Annotated in this window: 14 protein-coding genes; 9 read left to right on the plus strand and 5 right to left on the minus strand. The window is 68.6% G+C overall.

The features are described 5' to 3' along the window. The first annotated feature begins 59 nt into the window (after positions 1 to 59). Positions 60 to 1,757 (plus strand): 2-isopropylmalate synthase, encoded by a 1,698-nt coding sequence (gene leuA, locus EIP75_RS09555; RefSeq protein WP_125243029.1) that lies wholly within the window; start codon positions 60 to 62, stop codon positions 1,755 to 1,757. Here leuA and EIP75_RS09560 read toward each other — a convergent pair whose 3' ends face one another. The 4 genes from EIP75_RS09560 to EIP75_RS09575 all read right to left on the minus strand — a co-directional run bounded on the left by EIP75_RS09560 (position 1,758) and on the right by EIP75_RS09575 (position 5,564). Next, positions 1,758 to 2,393, minus strand: coding sequence for a flavin reductase family protein (locus tag EIP75_RS09560; RefSeq protein WP_125243030.1), 636 nt, complete (start codon positions 2,391 to 2,393; stop codon positions 1,758 to 1,760). It abuts the gene before it with no gap. Further along, positions 2,390 to 2,695 (minus strand): 2Fe-2S iron-sulfur cluster-binding protein, encoded by a 306-nt coding sequence (locus tag EIP75_RS09565; protein WP_125243031.1) that lies wholly within the window; start codon positions 2,693 to 2,695, stop codon positions 2,390 to 2,392. Before EIP75_RS09565 ends, EIP75_RS09560 begins: the two co-directional genes overlap by 4 nt. A gap of 80 nt (positions 2,696 to 2,775) precedes the next feature. Further along, entirely contained in the window at positions 2,776 to 3,294 is a 519-nt protein-coding gene (locus EIP75_RS09570; protein ID WP_233584776.1) for a cyanophycin metabolism-associated DUF1854 family protein, read from the minus strand. Continuing rightward, positions 3,291 to 5,564: a cyanophycin metabolism-associated ABC transporter gene (locus tag EIP75_RS09575; protein WP_125243032.1), complete on the minus strand. Its 2,274-nt coding sequence runs from the start codon at positions 5,562 to 5,564 to the stop codon at positions 3,291 to 3,293. Before EIP75_RS09575 ends, EIP75_RS09570 begins: the two co-directional genes overlap by 4 nt. Positions 5,565 to 5,739: 175 nt before the next feature. Here EIP75_RS09575 and EIP75_RS09580 point away from each other — a divergent pair, with 175 nt between their 5' ends. Both EIP75_RS09580 and cphA read left to right on the plus strand, forming a co-directional pair. Beyond that, a complete protein-coding gene (locus EIP75_RS09580) occupies positions 5,740 to 7,947 on the plus strand; it encodes a cyanophycin synthetase (RefSeq protein ID WP_125243033.1) in 2,208 nt (735 codons plus the stop codon). Positions 7,948 to 7,972: 25 nt separating this feature from the next. Beyond that, positions 7,973 to 10,549, plus strand: coding sequence for a cyanophycin synthetase (gene cphA, locus EIP75_RS09585; protein WP_125243034.1), 2,577 nt, complete (start codon positions 7,973 to 7,975; stop codon positions 10,547 to 10,549). Positions 10,550 to 10,577: 28 nt separating this feature from the next. Here cphA and EIP75_RS09590 read toward each other — a convergent pair whose 3' ends face one another. Continuing rightward, positions 10,578 to 14,246 (minus strand): indolepyruvate ferredoxin oxidoreductase family protein, encoded by a 3,669-nt coding sequence (locus EIP75_RS09590; RefSeq protein WP_125243035.1) that lies wholly within the window; start codon positions 14,244 to 14,246, stop codon positions 10,578 to 10,580. A gap of 244 nt (positions 14,247 to 14,490) precedes the next feature. Here EIP75_RS09590 and EIP75_RS09595 point away from each other — a divergent pair, with 244 nt between their 5' ends. The 6 genes from EIP75_RS09595 to EIP75_RS09620 are packed head-to-tail and all read left to right on the plus strand — an operon-like array spanning position 14,491 to position 21,950. Continuing rightward, positions 14,491 to 15,225 carry a TetR/AcrR family transcriptional regulator gene (locus EIP75_RS09595; protein WP_125243036.1) on the plus strand — a complete coding sequence of 245 codons (735 nt, stop codon included), beginning with the start codon at positions 14,491 to 14,493 and terminating at the stop codon, positions 15,223 to 15,225. A 30-nt stretch (positions 15,226 to 15,255) separates the two neighbouring features. After that, positions 15,256 to 16,878: a carboxyl transferase domain-containing protein gene (locus tag EIP75_RS09600; RefSeq protein ID WP_125243037.1), complete on the plus strand. Its 1,623-nt coding sequence runs from the start codon at positions 15,256 to 15,258 to the stop codon at positions 16,876 to 16,878. Positions 16,879 to 16,889: 11 nt separating this feature from the next. Then, complete coding sequence (locus EIP75_RS09605; RefSeq protein WP_125243038.1) at positions 16,890 to 17,690, plus strand: enoyl-CoA hydratase/isomerase family protein; 801 nt, start codon at positions 16,890 to 16,892, stop codon at positions 17,688 to 17,690. A gap of 13 nt (positions 17,691 to 17,703) precedes the next feature. Then, positions 17,704 to 19,767 (plus strand): acetyl/propionyl/methylcrotonyl-CoA carboxylase subunit alpha, encoded by a 2,064-nt coding sequence (locus EIP75_RS09610; RefSeq protein WP_125243039.1) that lies wholly within the window; start codon positions 17,704 to 17,706, stop codon positions 19,765 to 19,767. Between the two features lie 31 nt (positions 19,768 to 19,798). Then, positions 19,799 to 20,707, plus strand: a complete 909-nt coding sequence (locus EIP75_RS09615) for a hydroxymethylglutaryl-CoA lyase (RefSeq protein ID WP_274379808.1) — start codon at positions 19,799 to 19,801, stop codon at positions 20,705 to 20,707. Positions 20,708 to 20,765: 58 nt separating this feature from the next. After that, on the plus strand, positions 20,766 to 21,950 hold the full coding sequence (locus EIP75_RS09620) for an isovaleryl-CoA dehydrogenase (RefSeq protein WP_125243041.1): 1,185 nt from the start codon (positions 20,766 to 20,768) through the stop codon (positions 21,948 to 21,950). Positions 21,951 to 21,969 lie beyond the last annotated feature (19 nt).

Raw genomic sequence — 21,969 nt, forward strand, 5'->3', positions numbered from 1 at the left:
GAAGGCACTTCGGGCCTCTCTTTCAGAACCCGAAAACCCAACCCTCCAGAGGTGTCCCGATGCTCAAAGACCCGTCGACCAAGTACCGCGCCTTCCCGCCAGTGGATCTGCCCGACCGCACTTGGCCCAACCGCACCATCACCGCCCCGCCGGTGTGGATGAGCACCGACCTGCGCGATGGCAACCAGGCCCTGTTCGAGCCCATGGATGCCGAGCGCAAGCTGCGCATGTTCCAGACGCTGGTGGGCATCGGCCTCAAGCAGATCGAGGTGGCGTTTCCCTCCGCATCGCAGACGGACTTCGACTTCGTGCGCCGCCTGATCGAAGAACGGTTGATCCCCGATGACGTGACCATCGAGGTGCTGACGCAGGCACGCGAAGACCTGATCCGCCGCACCTTCGAATCACTGCGAGGCGCGCCCCGCGCCATCGTGCACCTGTACAGCGCCACAGCACCTTCGTGGCGGCGCATCGTCTTCAACATGGACCAGGCCGAGGTGCAGGCCATGGCCGTGCGCGCCACGCGCCTGATGCGCCAGCTCGCCGACGAGCAACCCGCCACGGACTGGACCTTCGAGTACAGCCCCGAGACCTTCATGTCCACCGAACTGCCCTTCGCCCGCGAGGTGTGCGACGCGGTGGTCGATGCCTGGGGCGGCACGCCCGACAAGCCCGTGATCATCAACCTGCCGACCACGGTGGAGGTGTCCACGCCCAACGTGTTCGCCGACCAGATCGAATGGATGCACCGCCACCTGACCCGGCGCGACGCCATCATCCTGAGCGTGCATCCGCACAACGACCGAGGCACGGCCGTGGCCGCCGCCGAGTTGGCCGTCATGGCCGGCGCCCAGCGCGTGGAGGGCTGCCTGTTCGGCAATGGCGAGCGCACGGGCAATGTGGACCTGGTGACGCTGGCGCTCAACCTCTACACCCAGGGCGTGCACCCGGGGCTGGATTTCTCCAGCATCAACGAGATCGCGCGCGTGGCAGAAGATTGCACGCAGCTGCCTGTGCACCCGCGCCACCCGTATGCGGGTGACCTGGTGTTCACGGCGTTCTCGGGCTCGCATCAGGACGCGATCAAGAAGGGCTTCGCCGTGCAGGATCCCGAGGGGATCTGGGAAGTGCCCTATCTGCCCATCGACCCGGCCGACCTGGGCCGCAGCTACGACTCGGTGGTGCGCGTCAACAGCCAGTCGGGCAAGGGCGGCATCGCCTTCCTGCTGGAAAACCACCACGGCATCACCCTGCCCCGCCGTCTGCAGGTGGAGTTCAGCGGGGTGGTGCAGCGCGAGACGGATGCAGTGGGCGGCGAGTTCACGGTCGACCGGCTGTGGTCGCTGTTCGAGCGCGAGTACATCACCCCTGCGAGCGGCGCCGAGCAGCCCTGGGTTCTGCGCAGCCATCGCAGCGACGATGGGGCCAACGGCACGCATGTGGTGCTGGAGGTGGCCCACCAGGGCCGCCCGGTGACGCTGCGCGGTCAAGGCAACGGCCCCGTGTCGGCGGCGGTGGACGCCTTCAACCGCTCGGGCCTGCTGCACGGTGATCTGCGTGTGGACGATTTCCATGAGCACGCGCAGACAGCCGGCGCGCAGGCCACGGCGCTGACCCTGATCGAGGTGGCCATCGGCAAGGCGCCGCCCACCTTCGGCGCGGGACGTGATGCGCACATCGTGTCGGCGGCGATGCAGGCGCTGGTCCAGGGCGTGAACCGCCTGGTGCGGCGCGACGCCGTGCAGGCCGCGGCCTGATCAGCGCCTGGGCTGGTCCCAGCCCTGGGGCCGGCCCAGCGTGAAGTTGGCGTCGGAGGCCGTGCGACCATACCAGTCGCCGCCCATGCGCGAGACCAGGTCCAGCCGCACCGGGTCGACACGGCCATCGGCGCCCAGCACCGCGTCGTCGATGTGCATGGCCAGCACGCGGCCGAGGATCACATGGCAACTGGGCCGATCGGCCGGATACGGCTGGCATTGCACGGCCGTGCACTCCAGGCTGACGGGCGAGGCTGCCACGCGCGGGGGCTTCACCCGCGTGCTGGCGGCCGGGGCCACGCCGGCCCGCTCGAACTCGCTGACGCCATGCGGGTAGCTGGCCGAGCACTCGTTCATCGCATCGACCAGCGAGAAGGGCACCAGGCTGATCACGAACTCGCCGGTGGCCTGGATGTTGAGCACGGTGTCCTTGAGGCCACCATCGCCGCGGTGCAACGGGCTGATCATCACCGTGGGCGGATCGCCCGTGATCACCTGGAAGAAGCTGAAGGGCGCCAGGTTGCCCTCCCCGCTGTGCGAGAGCGTGGACACCCAGGCCACCGGCCGGGGCGTGACGGTGGAGGCCAGCCATTGATAAGCGCGGCTGGCGCCAGTCTCGGCCATGTCAATGATCATGCGGGGTCCTTTGGAATCAAGGTGGCACCGGGCGCGTCGATCACGACATCGCTCAGCGGCTGGGCCACGCAGGGCAGGATGCAGCCCTCGGCTTTTTCATCGGCGCTCAGGCCTGGCCAGTCGATGCTGTAGCGCACCTGGCCACTGCGCAGGTGGCACAGGCAGGCGCGGCAGGTGCCGTTGCGGCAGGAGCGAGCGAGGCGGATGCCGGCGGCCTGTGCGGCCGTGAGCAAGCTCACGCCGGAGGGTGCGCTGAAACGCCAGCCAGCGGGCTGCACAGTGACCTGAAAGGCTGTGGGCATGGCGTGCTCGGGCACTTGCCGTTGCTCCTGACCCGTGCTACCCGCACTGCCTGTATCGCCACCGGCGGCCATTCGCGCCCTTACAGGAAACGGTCGAGCAGTTTGCGCGAATGCGCGTCCAGCGCCAGCCGGTCGCGCACCAAGAAGGCCACGCCGTGGCCGCTGCCGATCATCAGCGCGTTGCCCGCCAGGCGGCGGATGTCGTCCTCGCTCTTGAGCACGAAGCTGGTCTGGCCCCGGTCGGTGTTCACCGTCCAGATGCTGGGCGTAGAGAAGGTGGAGACCGCATCCAGGCGGCGGATCACCGGGGTGAACTCGCGCACGGCCAGCTCTTCCTCGATCAGCTGGCGCGGCTGGACCGGCAGGCTGCTGAGGCGCGCCACCCAGGCCAGCTCGTGGCCGTCGGTGCCCACCAGCGAGACGCCTTCGTCCGGGGCGGCGATGGGGAAGGCGCGCACGGGCACCACGCCCACGTGCGCCTGCCCCTGCGCGTCGGTCAGCACCAGGCGGCCCTGGGGGTTGCGGGCCAGGCGCCAGTCAGGCCCAGGGCTGGGCGCCGCGGAGCCCGCGCCACCGGATGTCATGTCAAACGCGCTCATGCCTGCTCCTTCGAACCACCGTCGCCCAGCACGGCGGCGGCTTCCTGTTCCTTGCGCGCCTGGGCCTCGTACAGGCGCCAGTAGGCGCCCTGCTGGGCCATCAGTTCGTCGTGCGGACCCACCTCGACCACCTGGCCGCGGTCCATCACCACCAGGCGGTCGGCTTTGCGCAGCGTGGACAGGCGGTGGGCGATCGCGATGGTGGTGCGGCCCTGCACCAGGTTGTCCAGCGCCTTCTGGATCTCCTTTTCGGTCTCGGTGTCCACCGACGAGGTGGCCTCATCGAGGATCAGGATGCGTGGGTCGATCAGCAGCGCGCGGGCGATGGAGATGCGCTGGCGCTCGCCGCCCGACAGGCCCTGGCCGCGCTCGCCCACCAGCGAGTCGTAGCCCTGCGGCAGGCGCAGGATGAACTCGTGCGCATGCGCCGCGCGGGCGGCGGCCACGACCTCATCGCGGGTGGCATCCGGCTTGCCGTAGGCGATGTTCTCGGCGATGGTGCCGAAGAACAGGAAGGGCTCCTGCAGCACCAGGCCGATGTGCCGGCGGAAATCGGCCACGGCCACGCGGCGGATGTCCACGCCATCGACCTTGATGGCGCCCTCGCTCACATCGTAGAAGCGGCAGATCAGGTTGACCAGCGTGCTCTTGCCCGAACCGCTGTGGCCCACCAGGCCGATCATCTCGCCGGGGCGGATGTCCAGGCTGAGGTCGCGGATCACGGTGCGGCTGCCATAGCGAAAGCCGATGCCCTCCATCTGGATGCCGCCCTTCACCGCGGGCAAGGGCACCGGGTTGACGGGATCGGGCACGTTCGACACGTGGTCCAGGATGTCGAAGATGCGCTTGGCCCCGGCCGCGGCCTTCTGCGTGACCGACACGATGCGGCTCATGGAATCGAGCCGCCCATAGAAGCGCCCGATGTAGGCGATGAAGGCCGTGAGCACGCCGACCGTGATCTCCTGGTGCGACACCAGCCAGATGCCGAAGGCCCAGACCACCAGCAGGCCCATCTCGGTCAGCAGCGCCACCGTGGGCGAGAACAGCGACCATGTCTTGTTGAGCTTGTCGTTGAGTTCCAGGTTGTGGAGGTTGGCGTCCTTGAAGCGCTTGGCCTCGCGGCTCTCCTGGGCGAAGGCCTTGACGACGCGGATGCCCGGGATGGTGTCGGCCAGCACGTTGGTGACCTGGCCCCAGACGCGGTCGATCTTCTCGAAGCCGGTGCGCAGGCGGTCGCGCACCAGGTGGATCATCCAGCCGATGAAGGGCAGAGGCAGCAAGGTCACCAGCGCCAGCCAGGGGTTGATGGAGAACAGGATGATGGCGGTCATGCCGATCATCAGCACGTCCGTGGCGAAATCCAGTGCGTGCAGCGACAGGAACACGCTGATGCGGTCGGTTTCCGAGCCGATGCGCGACATCAGATCGCCCGTGCGCTTGCTGCCGAAGTAGTCCAGCGACAGGCGCAGCAGGTGCTCGAACGTGGCGGTGCGCAGGTCGGCGCTGATGCGTTCGGACACCAGGGCCAGCAGGTAGGTGCGTGCCCAATTCAAGGCCCAGGCCAGCGCGGCCGAGCCGAACAGCCCCGCCAGCAGCCAGGCCACCAGCGCGCTGTCAATGGACTGGCCGGTCTGGAAGGGAATCAGCACCTTGTCCATCAGCGGGATGGTCAGGTAGGGCGGCACCAGGGTGGCGCCGGTGGACGCCAGGGTGAGCAGGAAGCCCGTGATCAACTGCGCCTGGTAAGGCTTGGCGAAGCGCCACAGGCGCAGCAGCACCCAGGTGGAGGGCGGCGTGGCCAGTTCCCGGGCGCAGGTGGGGCATTCGTCGCTATCGGGCGGCAGCAAGGCCTTGCAGGTGGGGCACTGGGCGGCGTCCTCCTGCTGGGCCAGCGGCTGGCCGGCGGTGGCCGCCTGCGCGCGCTCGAATTGTTCCACCAGCCGGTTGGCCTGCACCTGGGCGCCCAGGGTGAAATGCCACACCCCCAGGCGGGTTTCGCTGTCGTGCAACTCCAGGGTACCCACCCCGGCATGGTCTGATAGCCGCAGGGCCAGGGACTTGTTCAGCACCCATTCACGGTCCGAGCATGTCAGACGGCGGTGGGTCAGCGTCAGAAAGCGCTTTGTGAAGCGAAGTTGCTCGTCGAGGTCAACCTCCAGGGTGGCCAGAACGTTCTCTTCGGGAGCAAGACCGGTGTTCGGTGCTTGCGCGGCCGCCCGTTCGGGGTCGACCGGCTTGCCTCGGGCATCGGCGCTAGGGTGTTGGTGCATGGTGGTGTGGGTCGGACACGGCTGTGCAGGACAGCATGTTTCCCTCATGGGGGACTGGCATTTTCACCGATCGCGCCGTCACAATCTCGGGTCGCCGAAAGGGCCCATTCGACAACGAAGTCAAAAAAAGCCGACAAGAAGGCCCACCAACGGACGCCCGCCCCGCTGACCTCCCATGAGCACACCACACGAGATCAAGCTGCTGCGCATCAATTATTTGCGCGGTCCCAACATCTGGACCTACCGTCCGGTGCTCGAAGTCTGGCTGGACCTCGGCCGGCTCGAAGAGTTCCCCTCCAACACCCTGCCCGGCCTGAACGAGCGCCTGACCACCTGGCTGCCCAACCTGGTCGAGCACCACTGCGGCGTCGGCGAGCGCGGCGGCTTCCTGCAACGCCTGGAAGAAGGCACCTGGGCAGGCCACGTGCTCGAACACGTCGTCATCGAGCTGCTGAACCTGGCGGGCATGCCCACCGGTTTCGGCCAGACCCGCGAAACCACCACCTCCGGCGTCTACCGCATGGTGTTCCGCGCCCGTGACGAGCAGGTCGCCCGCAGCGCCCTGGCCGAAGGCCATGCCCTGCTGACCGCCGCCATCAATTTCCAGGAGGGCGATGCGCCCTTCGACGTGGCCGGCGCCGTGGCCCGTGTGCTGGCCCAGATCGACGACTGCTACCTCGGCCCCAGCACGGCGGCCATCGTGAACGCGGCCACCGACCGGGGCATCCCGCACCTGCGCCTGAACGACGGCAACCTGGTGCAACTGGGCCACGGGGCCCGCCAGCGCCGCATCTGGACGGCCGAGACCGACCTGACCAGCGCCATCGCCGAGGGCATCGCTCGCGACAAGGACCTGACCAAGACGCTGCTCAAATCCTGCGGTGTGCCGGTGCCCGAGGGCGAAATCGTCTCCACCGCCGAAGAGGCCTGGGAAGCGGCGCAGGGCGTCGGCCTGCCCGTGGTGGTCAAGCCGCTGGACGGCAACCACGGCCGGGGCGTGTCGCTGGAACTGAGCACGCAGGCCGATGTCGAGGCCGCTTTTCACGTGGCGCAAAAAGAAGGCAGCGAGGTCATCGTCGAGCGCTTCGTGGCCGGCGACGAACACCGCCTGCTGGTCGTGGGCGGCAAGGTGGTGGCCGCCACGCGCGGAGAGAGCCTCTGGATCACCGGCAATGGCCGGGACACCGTGGTGCAACTGATCGACAGCCAGCTCAACAGCGACCCGCGGCGCGGCGAGGCGGAAGAGTTCCCGCTGGAAACCATCGTGCTGGACCGCGAGCCCGCCATGGGCCTGCTGCTGCAGCGCCAGGGCCTGGGCGCGGATTCCGTCCCGGCCCAAGGCCAGCGCGTGCTGATCCAGCGCAACGGCAACCTCACCATCGACTGCACAGACGATGTCCACCCCGAGGTGGCCTACGCGGCCAGCCTGGCCGCCCGCGTGGTGGGCCTGGACATCGCCGGCATCGACCTGGTGGCCCAGGACATCGCCCGCCCCCTGGGCTTCCAGGGAGGCGCCATCGTCGAGGTGAACGCCGGCCCGGGCCTGCTGATGCACCTCAAGCCCGCCATGGGCCTGCCCCGCCCCGTGGGCCGCGCCATCGTCGACCACCTGTTCGACGAAAACGCCACCGGCCGCATTCCCATCGTGGGCGTGGCCGGCTCGCAGGGCACCAACACCGTCGCCCGCCTGGTGGCCTGGCTGCTGCACCTGAGCGGGCGCCGCGTGGGCCTGGCCTGCCAGGACGGCCTGTTCCTGGGCAGCCGCCAGATCGACAAGCGCCCCGCCGCCCACTGGGCCGCCGGCCGCCGCCTGCTGATCAACCGCGAGGTGGACACCGTGGTGCTGGAAAGCAGCGCCGCCACCATCCTCGAGGACGGCCTGGCCTACGACCGCTGCCTGGTCGGCATCGTGACCGACCTGCAGGGCATCGCCGGCCTGGAGCACCACGACATCCGCGAGACCGAGCAGCTCTTCAAGGTGCTGCGCACCCAGGTGGACGTGGTGCTGCCCGAAGGCGTGGCCGTGCTCAACGCCGACGACCCGCGCCTGGTGCAGATGGCCGAGCTGTGCGATGGCGGCGTGATCTTCTATGGCCAGGACGCCTCCGCACCCGCCATCGCAGACCACCGCGCCAATGGGGGTCGCGCCGTGCTGGCCTTGCATGGCCGCCTGGTGCTGGCCGAAGGCGCAGCGCAGATCCCCAGCGTGCCGCTGGACAACCCGGCCGTCAAACGCCTTTGCGAAGACTATGGCCCGCCTGTGCTGATGGCCGCCATCGCCGCCGCCTGGGCGCTGGGCATCTCGCCTGAACTGATCGCCGCCGGCATCGAAACCTGTCTGACGGCGCCCGCACCGGCGCCGCAGCCTGTCACTTCCCGCTGAGACGCCGCCAGAAAGACACGCCAACATGGACGTTTCCCGCATCCGGGCCCTGCGCGGCCCCAACCTCTGGAGCCGCCACACCGCCATCGAGGCGATCGTGCGCTGCGAGCCTGAAGAACGCGCCCTGGCCACCCTGCCCGGCCTGGAAAAACGCCTGCGCGAACTCTTCCCCGCCATCGGCGCACTGCGCCCCGACGGCCGCCCCGACCAGATCTCGCTGGCCCACGTGCTGGAGGCCACGGCCCTGGCGCTGCAGGCCCAGGCCGGCTGCCCCGTCACCTTCAGCCGCACGGCGGCCACGCTCGAGCCCGGCATCTACCAGTTGGTGGTCGAGTACAGCGAAGAGCCCGTGGGCCGCCTGGCCCTGGAGTTGGCCGAAGCGCTGGTCGGCGCCGCCCGCCAGGGCGCCGAAGGCCAGTTCGATGTCGAGGCTGCCATCGCCCGCCTGCGCGAACTGGATGAAGACGTGCGCCTGGGGCCCAGCACCGGCTCCATCGTGGATGCCGCCATTGCCCGGGGCATCCCCTTCCGCCGCCTGACCAGCGGCAGCCTGGTGCAACTGGGCTGGGGCTCGCGCCAGCGCCGCATCTGGGCGGCCGAGGTCGACTCAACCAGCGCCGTGTCGGAATCCATCGCGCAGGACAAGGACCTGAGCAAGACCCTGCTGGCCGCCGCCGGCGTGCCCGTGCCCACCGGCCGCCCAGTGACGGATGCCGATGACGCCTGGGCCGCTGCCCAGGAGATCGGCCTGCCCGTGGTCTGCAAGCCGCAGGACGGCAACCAGGGCAAGGGTGTGACGGTCAACATCGTCAGCCGCGAGCACCTGGACATCGCCTACCGCGCGGCCGCCGAGATCGGCGAGGTGATGGTCGAGAAATACCTGCCCGGCAGCGACTTCCGCCTGCTGGTGGTGGGTGACAAGCTGGTGGCGGCCGCCCGCCGCGACCCGCCGCATGTGATCGGTGACGGCGAGCACACCGTGCGCGAGCTGGTCGACCTGGTCAACGCCGACCCGCGCCGCGGCGAAGGCCACGCCACCTCGCTGACCAAGATCCGCTTCGACGACATCGCCGTGGCGCGCCTGGACGTGCAGGGACTGACGCCCGACTCCGTGCCCGACAAGGGCCGCCGCGTGATCCTGCGCAACAACGCCAACCTGAGCACCGGCGGCACCGCCACCGACGTGACGGACGACGTGCACCCCGAGGTGGCCGCGCGCGCCATCGCGGCGGCACAGACCGTGGGACTGGAGATCTGCGGTGTCGACGTGGTGTGCGAGAGCGTGCACAAGCCGCTCGAAGACCAGCACGGCGGCATCGTCGAGGTCAACGCCGCACCGGGCCTGCGCATGCACCTGTCGCCCTCGTACGGCAAGGGCCGCAACGTGGGCGAGGCCATGGTCGCGCGCCTGTTCAAGCCCGATGACGACGGCCGCGTGCCCGTGGTGGCCGTGACCGGCACCAACGGCAAGACCACCACCACCCGCCTGATCGCGCACCTGATGGCCACCAGCGGCCTGCGCGTGGGCATGACCAACACCGACGGCGTGTACGTCGATGGCCGCCAGATCGACAGCGGCGATTGCTCCGGCCCCAAGAGCGCGCGCAACGTGCTGCTGCACCCGGATGTGGACGCGGCCGTGCTCGAGACCGCGCGTGGCGGCATGCTGCGCGAAGGCCTGGGCTTCGACCGTTGCCAGACCGCCGTGGTCACCAACATTGGTGCCGGTGACCACCTGGGCCTGAACTACATCACCACGGTCGAAGACCTGGCCGTGCTCAAGCGCGTGATCGTGATGAACGTGGCGCCCACGGGCTACGCCGTGCTCAACGCGGCCGACCCGATCGTGGTGGCCATGGCCCCCAAGTGCCCGGGCGGCATCATCTTCTTCGCGGTGGACCACCACCACCCGATCCTGGCCACGCACCGTGCGCAGGGCAAGCGCACCATCAGCGTCGACGGCGACAGCATCGTGGCCTGCGAAGGCGGTTGGCGCGAGCAGATCCCTCTGCGCGACATCCCGCTCACCCGCAACGGCACCATCGGTTTCCAGGTGGACAACGCGATGGCCTCCATTGGCGCGGCGTGGAGCACCGGCCTGGACTGGGACACCATCCGCCGCGGCCTCGCCAGCTTCTCCAACGATGCCGACAACGCGCCGGGCCGCTTCAACGTGATGGACTACAAGGGCGCCACCGTGATCGCCGACTACGGCCACAATCCGGACGCCATGCGCGCCCTGGTCAATGCCGTGAACGCGATGCCGGCCAAGCGCCGCAGCGTGGTCATCAGCGGTGCGGGTGACCGCCGTGACGACGACATCCGCGAGCAGACCGCCATCCTGGGCGCTGCCTTCGACGACGTGATCCTGTTCCAGGACGCGTGCCAGCGTGGCCGCGAGGATGGCGAGGTGCTGGCCTTGCTGCGCGAAGGCCTCAAGGGCGCAGCCCGCACGACCAAGGTCGACGAGATCATGGGCGAGTTCATCGCCATCGACACGGCGTTGCAGCGATTGGAGCCGGGTGATCTGTGTCTGATGCTGGTCGACCAGGTGGAAGAATCGCTGGCGCACCTCGCGCAGCGGATCGACGAAACCTGCTGAGCGGGCCATTCCGCCTGATGGCGCACCATCAGGCGGCCCTGGCCACCTCCTCTCGAAGCCAGTCACGCAGCAGGCTGGCCCAGCGTGCCTGGGCCGCGTCCATGGCCTGGCGCTTGAGGGCGCCGAAGCCGCGGATGTCTTCGGGCACGCGGGCGATCTCTACGGCGCGGGGCAGACGGCTGGCGTCCAGGTGGCCCAGCAGCCCCTGGATCAGGCCGCGGTACTGAGCGATCAGGGCGCGCTCGGCGCGGCGCTCGGCACTGTGGCCGAAAGGGTCCATCGGCGTGCCGCGCAAGCCCTTGAAACGTGCCAGCACCGCCATCGCCGGCCGCAGCCAGGCGCCGAAACGGCGCTTGGCGGGGCGGCCTTCCGCACCGCCCTCTCCCAGCGTGGGTGGGGCCAGGTGGAAGGCGATCTTGTAATCACCTTCGAAATCCCGCGCAATCTGGGCCTGGAAGGCCGGATCGCTGAGCAGGCGCGCCACCTCGTACTCGTCCTTGTAGGCCATCAGCTTGAACAGGTTGCGCGCCACCGCCAGGGTCAACGCGTGACCGCCCAGCGGGCGCTCGGCCTGCGCCACGCGGTCGATGAAGTCCACGTACTGGCGGGCATAGGCCGCGTTCTGGTAGGCCGTGAGGAACTCGGCACGGCGGTTGACGACGAATTCCACCGAGGCCTCATCACCGGCGTGCGCCTTCGGCTGGCCATGCCTCGGCGTCCACTGCACGGGCTGCGCTGGCAGGGCCAGGCGTTGCACGGCGGCCAGATCGTGCGCGGCACGGCGGCCCCATTCGAAGGCAGCCTGGTTGTTGGCCACCTGCACCTCGTTGAGCTCGATGGCTCGAAGGATGGCGGCGCGGCTCAGCGGCACCCAGCCCTTCTGCCAGGCGTAGCCCAGCATCAATGGATTGGCATAGATGGTGTCGCCCAGCAGGGCCGTGGCGAGCTGGTTGGCATCGAGCCTGCCCACGGCGTGCAGGGGCTGTCCATCGGCGCTCAGCGCCTCGCCGTCGGCGGTTGCGCCATCGCCCGGGCCGGCCACGGCGGCATCGATCAGGCTGTCGCAATGGCCGCCAGGGAATTGCCACTTCGCGTTGTGGACGAAGGCCGCTGACGGCGTGCCGTGCACGTTCAGCGCCACGCGGGTGCGCCCACCCGCCATGGTGCCCAGCGTGGCCGGTTGTGCCGCCACCAGCGGATCACACGCGATGACCAGATCGGCCGCGCCGGTGGACACCCGCGTGGTGTGGATGGCCTGCTGCGAATCGGCGATCTGGATGTGGCTCCAGGTGGCGCCGCCCTTCTGCGCCAGGCCGGCCGCATCCTGCGTGACGATGCCCTTGCCTTCGATGTGCGCGGCCACGCCCAGCAACTGGCCGATGGTGATCACACCCGTGCCGCCGATGCCGGCCACGACGATGCCGTAGGCGCTGGTGCTGCGGGGCAGCGAGGGCTCCGGCAGCACATCATGTGGCAATGAGGGCATGCGCTTGTCGGCCTGGTGCTTCTTGCGCAGGGTGCCGCCCTCCACCGTGACCAGGCTGGGGCACAAGCCCTTCACGCAGGTGGCGTCCTGGTTGCAGGTGCTCTGGTTGATGCGGCGCTTGCGGCCGAAGTCGGTGTCTACCGGCTCCACGCTCAGGCAGTTCGATTGCACCGAGCAATCGCCGCAGCCCTCGCACACCAGTTCGTTGATCACTACGTGCTTCGTGGACTGCGCCATCGTGCCGCGCTTGCGGCGGCGGCGCTTCTCGGTGGCACAGGTCTGGTCGTAGATGATGACGGTGCAGCCGGGCAGCTCGCGCATCTGTCGCTGGATGGTGTCGAGCTCGTCGCGGTGGTGCACGGTGGCGCCCCCCGCCAGGTCGGTGCAGCCGTCGTACTTCTCGGGCTCGTCGCTGACGATGGCGATGCGGCCCACGCCTTCGGCCTGCAGCTCGCGGCTGATGGCGGGCACGCCCAGGGTGCCGTCCAGCGGCTGGCCGCCCGTCATGGCCACCGCGTCGTTGTAGAGGATCTTGTAGGTGATGTTGACCTTGGCCGCGATGCTCTGGCGCACGGCCAGCAGGCCCGAATGGAAGTAGGTGCCATCGCCCAGGTTGGCGAACACGTGCTTCTCGGTGGTGAAGGGCGCCTGGCCCACCCAGCCCACGCCCTCGCCGCCCATCTGCGTGAAGGTGGAGGTGCTGCGGTCCATCCACACCACCATGTAGTGGCAGCCGATGCCGGCCATGGCGCGCGAGCCTTCGGGCACGCGGGTGGAGGTGTTGTGAGGGCAGCCGCTGCAGAACCAGGGGGCGCGGTCGGTGGCGGCCTTGCCGCCTTGCGTGCTCACGTTCAGGGCCGGGCGCTCCTTGGCCTCGATCAGGGCCAGGCGCTCGTCGATGCGGCGGCGGGTGTCTTGGTCCAGCAGCACCTTCAGGCCCAGCGCATCCAAGCGTTGTGCCACGGCACGGGCCACCAGCGAGGGGTTCAGGTCGGCCTTGGCACGCAGCAGCCAGTGGGCCGCCGGGTTGGCGCGCGACCACTCGCCGCCGGTCTGGTCGCCCACCGGCTCGTCGAACTTGCCCAGCACATTGGGGCGCACATCTTCGCGCCAGTTGTAGAGCTCTTCCTTGAGCTGGTATTCGATGACCTGGCGCTTCTCTTCGATCACCAGGATCTCTTGCAGGCCGGTGGCGAACTCGCGCGTGGTGGTCGCTTCGAGCGGCCACACCACATTGACCTTGTGCACGCGCAGGCCGATGCGGGCGCAGGTGGCGTCGTCCAGACCCAGATCGACCAGGGCCTGGCGCAGGTCGTTGTAGGCCTTGCCGCTGGCGATCAGGCCCAGGCGCGCGTGCGGTGAATCGATCACCGTGTGGTTGAGCCGGTTGGCGCGGATGTAGGCCAGCGCGGCGTACCACTTGTAGTCCATCAGCCGCGCTTCCTGCTCCAGCGGCGGGTCGGGCCAGCGGATGTGCAGGCCGCCGGCGGGCATGTAGAAATCCTCGGGCATCACGATGCGCACGCGGTCCGGATCGACCGACACGCTGCTGGCAGATTCGACCACCTCCTGGATGGTCTTCATGCCGGCCCACAGGCCCGAGAAGCGGCTCATGGCCCAGGCGTGCAGGCCCAGGTCGAGGATCTCCTGCACGGTGCTGGGAAAGAACACCGGCAGCCCGCAGGCCTTGAAGATGTGGTCGCTCTGGTGCGCCACCGAGGAGCTCTTGGCCACATGGTCGTCGCCCGCCACGGCGATCACGCCGCCCAGCCGCGCGGTGCCGGCCATGTTGGCGTGTTTGAAGACATCGGAGCAGCGGTCAACCCCGGGCCCCTTGCCGTACCAGAGGCCGAAGACGCCTTCGAAGCGCTTGTGCTCGGGGTACAGGTCGAGCTGCTGCGTGCCCCACACGGCGGTGGCGCCCAGCTCTTCGTTCACGCCAGGCTGAAAAACGACGTTGTGCGCTTCGAGGTGCTCGCGCGCTTTCCACAGGGCCTGGTCATAACCGCCGAGGGGCGAGCCGCGGTAGCCGCTGATGAATCCGGCGGTGTGCAGGCCGGCCATGGTGTCGCGGGTGTGCTGCAGCATGGGCAGGCGCACCAGGGCCTGGATGCCGCTCATGAAGACGCGCCCCTGCTCCTGCGCGTATTTGTCGTCCAGGCTGAGGGAGGCCAGGGCCTTGAGCACCGATTCGGGCAGAGGAGCATTCATCGTCAGACCACCTTTTCAGGATGTGCCGGATCGCGCTCCAGACCGCTTGTGGCGGCCCGCGCGTGCGGCAGGGATCCACGGGGTCAGTGTAGGCAGCACACCGCCAACGCGGGTACCGGTTTGCTGCCGGAAAACCCTTGTTTCTGACCTTCACTCATCAATTTCCGTGTTGTTTTCCCTGTGAACCCCGATTGACTGCGGTGAGCCCTTGCTGATAATTGAGCGTCACTCAAATATCGAACCCATGTCCGCCGCAGACCTCCACTCACCCCGCGCGCCCCTGCAGCGCACCGCCCCGCGGCGGGCCAAGTCGCAGCAGCGCGTGGCCGAGTTGCTGGCCGCTGCCCGCGCCGTGTTTTCGGAGCACGGCTTCCAGCGCGCCACCACCGCGCAGATCGCCGAGAAGGCCGGCGTGTCCGAGGCCACGGTGTTCACCTACTTCGCGGGCAAGCGTGAGCTGTGCATCCAGGTGATCACGGACTGGTACGACGAGATCAGCCGCGATCTGGAGGCGCAGGTCCCCCGCCAGGACGGCATCCGCAACAAGCTCGCCTACGTGATCCGCCAGCACCTGGTCACCCTGCTGGCCGATGGCTCGGGCATGTGCGCCCTGGTGCTGGGCGAGGCCCGCGCCACCGCGCCCGAGCTGGCAGAGGTGGTCACCGACTGCAAGCGCCGCTACACCGCACCGCTGATGGAGGCCCTGGCCCAGGCGCGCGATGAAGGCCGCCTACGCCAGGACATGCCGCTGCGGTTGATGCGGGATCTGGTCTATGGCTCGATGGAGCATGTGCTGTGGGACTCGATCACCGCGCAGCGCCGGCCCAGCATCGACGAGACCGCGGAACAACTGACCACGCTGATCTGGAGCGCGGTCGCGCCTCCCGAGTCCCCGCGCGACACCGACCAGGCGAATGCACGCTTTCGCGACGAAGTGGCCGGGGCCCTGGCCCGACTCGACCAGCAACTCGGCCGCTGAGCCTCGGCCCACCCATACATCGTCATCTCCATGCCCGCCATCGTCACCCAACTCAACCCGCGCGCCGAGAGCTTCCGCGCCAACGCCCAAGCCATGCAAGCCCTGGTGGCCGACCTGGACGCGCAGCTCGAACGCATCGCCCTGGGCGGTGGCGAGGCCACGCGCGCCAAGCACCTCGCCCGCGGCAAGCTGCTGCCTCGTGACCGCGTGGAGCGCCTGCTCGACCCCGGCTCGCCCTTCCTGGAGATCGCGCCACTCGCCGCACTGAACGTGTACGACAACGCCTCGCCCTGCGCCGGCGTGATCGCGGGCATCGGCCGCGTGGCGGGTGTGGAATGCGTGATCGTCTGCAACGACGCCACGGTCAAGGGCGGCACCTACTACCCGCTCACCGTCAAGAAGCACCTGCGTGCGCAGGAGATCGCCTGGACCAACCACCTGCCCTGCATCTACCTGGTGGACAGCGGCGGCGCCAACCTGCCCAACCAGGACGAGGTCTTCCCTGATCGGGACCACTTCGGCCGCATCTTCTACAACCAGGCGCACATGAGCGCGCAGGGCATCCCGCAGATCGCCGTGGTGATGGGCTCGTGCACGGCTGGCGGCGCCTACATGCCCGCCATGAGCGACGAGACCATCATCGTGAAGAACCAGGGCACCATCTTCCTGGGCGGGCCGCCTTTGGTGAAGGCCGCCACGGGCGAGGTGGTGACCAGCGAAGACCTGGGCGGCGGCGATGTGCACACGCGCCTGTCGGGCGTGGCCGACCACCTGGCCGACGACGATCTGCACGCGCTGGCCATCGCGCGCCAAAGCGTCGCACGGCTGAATCGCTCTGCCCGCAACAAGCCTGGCGAACAGCAGCAGGCCTTGCAAGCCGCACGCGCGCCTTTGTACCCTTCCGAAGAACTCGACGGCGTCATCCCCACCGACACCCGCAAGCCCTTCGACGTGCGCGAGGTCATCGCCCGCCTGGTCGACGGCTCCGAGTTCGACGAGTTCAAGGCCCGCTACGGCACCACGCTGGTCACTGGCTTCGCGCACATCGAAGGCATGCCCGTGGGCATCATCGCCAACAACGGCATCCTGTTTTCTGAAAGCGCCAACAAGGGCGCGCACTTCATCGAGCTGTGCTGCCAGCGCAAGATCCCGCTGGTGTTCCTGCAGAACATCACGGGCTTCATGGTGGGGCGCAAGTTCGAGAACGAAGGCATCGCGCGGGCCGGCGCCAAGATGGTCACGGCCGTGGCCTGCGCGCAGGTACCCAAGTTCACGGTGATCATCGGCGGCTCCTTCGGCGCGGGCAACTACGGCATGTGCGGCCGGGCCTTCGATCCACGATTCGTGTGGATGTGGCCCAACGCGCGCATCAGCGTGATGGGTGGCGAGCAGGCCGCCAGCGTGCTGGCCACCGTCAAGCGCGACGGCATCGAGGGCAAGGGCGGGCAATGGTCATCGGATGAGGAGGCTGCATTCAAGGCCCCCATCCGCGAGCAGTACGACGCCCAAGGCCACCCCTACTACGCCTCGGCCCGCCTGTGGGACGACGGCGTGATCCGCCCCGCCGACACACGCCGCGTACTGGCCCTGGGCCTGAGCGCCAGCCTCAACGCCCCGATCGCGGACACGCGCTTCGGCGTCTTCCGCATGTGAGCTTGCAACGCATGAACTCCACCCTCGACATCCAGCGACACGATCTGGCCGGCGGCCATGTGGCCACCGTGCGCCTGAACCGACCCGAGCGCCGCAACGCCTTCGACGCCGACGTGATCACCGAGCTCACGGCCGCCTTCCAGGCCCTGGCGGCAGAGGATGGCCTGCGCGCCGTGGTATTGGGCGCGCACGGCAAGGCCTTCTGCGCCGGCGCCGACCTGAACTGGATGCGCGCCATGGCCGACTACAGCTGGGACGAGAACCGCGCCGACGGCGCCCGCCTGGCGGACCTGCTGTGGACGCTGGCTGCCTGCCCCGTGCCCCTGATCGGCCAGGTGCAGGGCGATTGCTACGGCGGCGGCGTAGGCCTGGCGGCCACCTGCGACATCGTGGTGGCGGCGCACGAGGCCGTGTTCAGCCTGTCCGAGGTCAAGCTGGGCCTGATCCCCGCCACCATCAGCCCCTACGTGATCCGCGCCATCGGCGAGCGCAACGCGCGCCGCTACTTCACCACGGCCGAGCGCTTCGATGCGGTCACGGCGCAGCGCCTGGGCCTGGTGCACGAGGTGTGTACGGCTGAAGAGCTACCAGGCAAGGTCGAGGCCCTGCTCCAGGCCATCGCGGCCAACGGCCCGCAGGCCGTGCGCGCCAGCAAGCGCCTGATCCACGACATCGCCGGCGCGGTGATCGAGCCCGCCTTGAGCGAGCGCACCGCGAAGATCATCGCCGACGTGCGCGCCAGCGACGAAGGCCGCGAAGGCATGCGCGCCTTCCTGGACAAGCGTGCGCCCGCGTGGCAGACCCCCCAGTGAATTGAAGGCCAGCATGTTCACCAAGATCCTGATTGCGAACCGTGGCGAGATCGCCTGCCGTGTGGCCGCCACCGCGCGCCGCCTGGGCATCCGCACCGTGGCCGTCTACTCCGATGCCGACGCCAACGCCGCACACGTTCAGGCCTGCGACGAGGCCGTGCGCCTGGGGCCCGCTGCCGCGCGCGACAGCTACCTGCGCGCAGATCTGATCCTGGCCGCAGCGCAGGCCACGGGTGCGCAGGCCGTGCACCCCGGCTACGGTTTCCTCAGCGAGAACGAAGGCTTCGCGCAAGCCTGTGCCGATGCTGGCATCGCCTTCATCGGCCCGCCCGCCTCGGCCATCGCGGCCATGGGCAGCAAGTCGGCTGCCAAGCAGTTGATGGAACAGGCAGACGTGCCCCTGGTGCCCGGCTACCACGGCGACAACCAGGACACGGCCTTCCTGCGCGAACAAGCCACGCGCATCGGCTACCCCGTGTTGATCAAGGCCAGCTCGGGCGGTGGCGGCAAGGGCATGCGGGTGGTGCGCAGCGAGGCCGAATTTGACGCGGCCCTGGCCTCCTGCCAGCGCGAAGCCGCCGCCAGCTTCGGCAGCGCACAAGTGCTGGTGGAGCGCTACCTGCAACGCCCACGCCACATCGAGATCCAGGTGTTCGGCGACACCCAGGGCCACTACGTGCACCTGTTCGAGCGCGACTGCTCCGTGCAACGCCGCCACCAGAAGGTGCTGGAAGAAGCGCCCGCCCCCGGCATGAAGCCCGAGCACCGCAGCGCCATGGGCTCAGCGGCCATCGCCGCCGCGCGCAGTGTGGGCTACGTGGGCGCAGGCACGGTGGAGTTCATCGTCGAGCATGACTTTGCCGACACGGGCCGTTTTTATTTCATGGAGATGAACACGCGCCTGCAGGTGGAGCACCCCGTCACCGAAGCCATCACCGGTCACGATCTGGTCGAGTGGCAACTGCGCGTGGCCGCAGGTGAGCCTCTGCCCGTCACGCAGGATCAGTTGGCCGTCCATGGCCATGCCATCGAGGCCCGCATCTGCGCCGAGAACCCCGACCAGCAGTTCCTGCCCGCCGTGGGACGCCTGCGCCTGCTGCGCACGCCCGATGCGGCCAGTTTCACGCGCGCCAATGTGCGCATCGACAGCGGTGTGCGCGAAGGCGATGAAATCACGCCGCATTACGACTCGATGATCGCCAAGCTGATCGTGTGGGCGCCTGATCGCGCACAGGCATTGGTGCGGCTGGATGCTGCCTTGGCGCAACTGCACATCAGCGACCTGGGCGAAGGCGGGCTCCACACCAACGTGGATTTCCTGCGTCGTGTGGCAGCCACCGACTCTTTTAACCAGGCCGATCTGGACACAGGTCTGATCGAGCGTGAGCAGGCCGCGCTGTTCGTCCTTACAGAGCCATCCCGGGCCTGGCTGGTCGCGGCAGCCGCGGCACGCTTGCTGCACACAGATGCCGCCGGCAGCCAATCCAGAGGCCCCGCAGACACCAGCGGCCAACACACCAGGCCATCGCCCTGGGGACGGGCCGATGCATGGCGCCTGCAAGCTGGACAAGGCCGTCGCTGGCTGGACCTGGCCGTGCAAGGCCAGAACGACGCACTGCACGGCATGCTCGTACACCACCGCGACGGCACCCTGGCGCTGGAGATCGACGGTCTACGGCGCTCCTTCCAGGTGCAACCCCTGAGCGTCGACCTCTTCGACATCACCCTGGATGACGAGCGCCGTCGACTGAACATCCACCGGCACGGCGCCATCATCGAGGTGTTCGGCGACAAGCTGCATGCCCGCCTCTCACTGAGCGATCCCTTCTTGCGCACCACCGGCGGCGACACCCACGCCGGTCAGCTCGTCACGCAGATGCCCGGACGCGTGCTGGCCCTGCTCGTCTCCGCTGGCCAGCAGGTCAGCAAGGGCCAGCCGCTGGTCGTCACCGAGGCGATGAAAATGGAACACACGCTCAGCGCCCCGCGAGACGGCACCGTGGCCGAACTGCTGTGCCAGGTGGGCGACCAGGTGGCCGAAGGCACCGAGCTGCTGCGCCTGGACGCAACGGCCTGAGCACACACCCAAGACACCCCCAGGACACATCATGCTCCCCACCCATGTCCAGCTCGTCGACGTCGGCCCGCGCGACGGCCTGCAGAACGAAGCCCAGCCCGTGGCCGCAGCCCACAAGATCGAACTTGTGCACCGCCTGCAGGCCGCTGGCCTGAAGCAGATCGAGGTCACCAGCTTCGTCAGCCCCAAGTGGGTGCCGCAGATGGGTGACAACACCGAGGTGATGGCGGGCATCCAGCGCCAGCCCGGTGTGCGCTACTCCGTGCTCACGCCCAACATGAAGGGTTTCGAAGGCGCGCTGGCCGCCCAGGCCGACGAGGTCGTGATCTTCGCGGCCGCCAGTGAGGCCTTCAGCCAGCGCAACATCAACTGCTCCATCGCCGAATCCATCGAGCGTTTCCGGCCCGTGGCGCAGGCCGCGCGCCAGCACGGCCTGCGCGTGCGCGCCGCGGTGTCGTGTGCCTTGGGCTGCCCGTACGAAGGCGATATCGCGATCGACAAGGTGGTGGACGTGGCCCGCCGCCTGCAGGGCATCGGCAGCCACCACATCGGCATCGCCGACACCATCGGCGTGGGCACGGCCGGCCGCGTGAGCCAGGTGATGGAAGCCACGCTCAAGCATGTACCGCTGGCTGAGCTGAGCGGCCATTTCCACGACACCTATGGCCAGGCGCTGACCAACATCCACGCCTGCCTGCAGCTGGGCATCCACACCTTCGACGCCAGCATCGCCGGCCTGGGCGGCTGCCCTTATGCCAAGGGCGCCACCGGCAACGTGGCCACCGAGGACGTGGTCTACCTGCTGCACGGCCTGGGCATCCACACCGGGCTGGACCTGGACGCGCTGGTCGATGCCGGCGCCTACATCAGCGGCGTGCTGGGCCGCCCGCCAGCATCGCGCGTGGCCAAGGCCCTGCTGGCCAAGCGCGCCAACGCTTGAAGCGCACGCACAACGACGCCCAAAGACCGACAACCGAGACACCCACCGAGGAGACACCATGAGCAGCACCCTGCCCGGCCTGAACCACATGCTCGGCGACGACATCGATGCCTTGCGCGACGCCGTGCGCACTTTCGCCGAACGGGAGATCGCACCGCGCGCCGCCGCCATCGACCGCGACAACTTCTTCCCCGCGGACGTGTGGAAGAAGCTGGGCGACCTGGGCCTGCACGGTCTCACCGTGTCGGAGGAATATGGCGGCACCAACCTGGGCTACACCGCCCACATGGTGGCCATGGAAGAGGTCAGCCGCGCCAGCGCCTCGGTGGGCCTGAGCTACGGCGCGCACTCCAACCTGGCCGTCAACCAGATCCACCGCAATGGCACGTCGGCACAGAAGCAGAAGTACCTGCCCAAGCTGGTCAGCGGAGAGCACGTGGGTGCACTGGCCATGAGCGAGCCCAACGCCGGATCGGACGTGATCAGCATGAAGCTGCGCGCAGACCGCAGGGGTGACCGCTACGTGCTCAACGGCAGCAAGATGTGGATCACCAACGGCGGCGATGCCGACACCCTGGTCGTCTACGCCAAGACCGAGCCCGAGGCCGGTGCCAAGGGCATGACCGCCTTCATCATCGAGAAGGGCTTCAAGGGCTTCAGCAAGGGCCAGCACCTGGACAAGCTGGGCATGCGCGGCTCCAACACCTACCCGCTGTTCTTCGAGGACTGCGAAGTACCGGCGGAGAACGTGCTGGGCGGCGAAGGCCATGGCGCCAAGGTGCTGATGAGCGGCCTGGACTACGAACGCGCCGTGCTGTCGGGTGGCCCACTGGGCATCATGCAGGCCGTGATGGACAATGTGGTGCCCTACGTGCACGATCGCAAGCAGTTCGGCCAGGCCATCGGCGAGTTCCAGCTGCTGCAGGGCAAGCTGGCCGACATGTACACGGTGCAGCAGGCCGCACGCGCGTTCGCCTACACCGTGGCCAAGAACCTCGACGCCATGGGCCCAGCCCATGCACGCCATGTGCGCAAGGACTGCGCCGCGCTGATCCTGTGGACGGCCGAGAAGGCTACCTGGATGGCCGGAGAAGGCGTGCAGATCTTCGGCGGCAACGGCTACATCAACGACTACCCGCTGGGCCGCCTGTGGCGCGATGCCAAGCTCTACGAGATCGGCGCGGGCACCTCCGAGATCCGCCGCATGCTGATCGGCCGCGAGCTGTTCGCCGAGACGGCCTGATACCGCCCAACCATTCAAA

It is taken from the genome of Aquabacterium soli, assembly GCF_003933735.1.
Classification (GTDB): Bacteria; Pseudomonadota; Gammaproteobacteria; order Burkholderiales; family Burkholderiaceae_C; genus Aquabacterium; species Aquabacterium soli.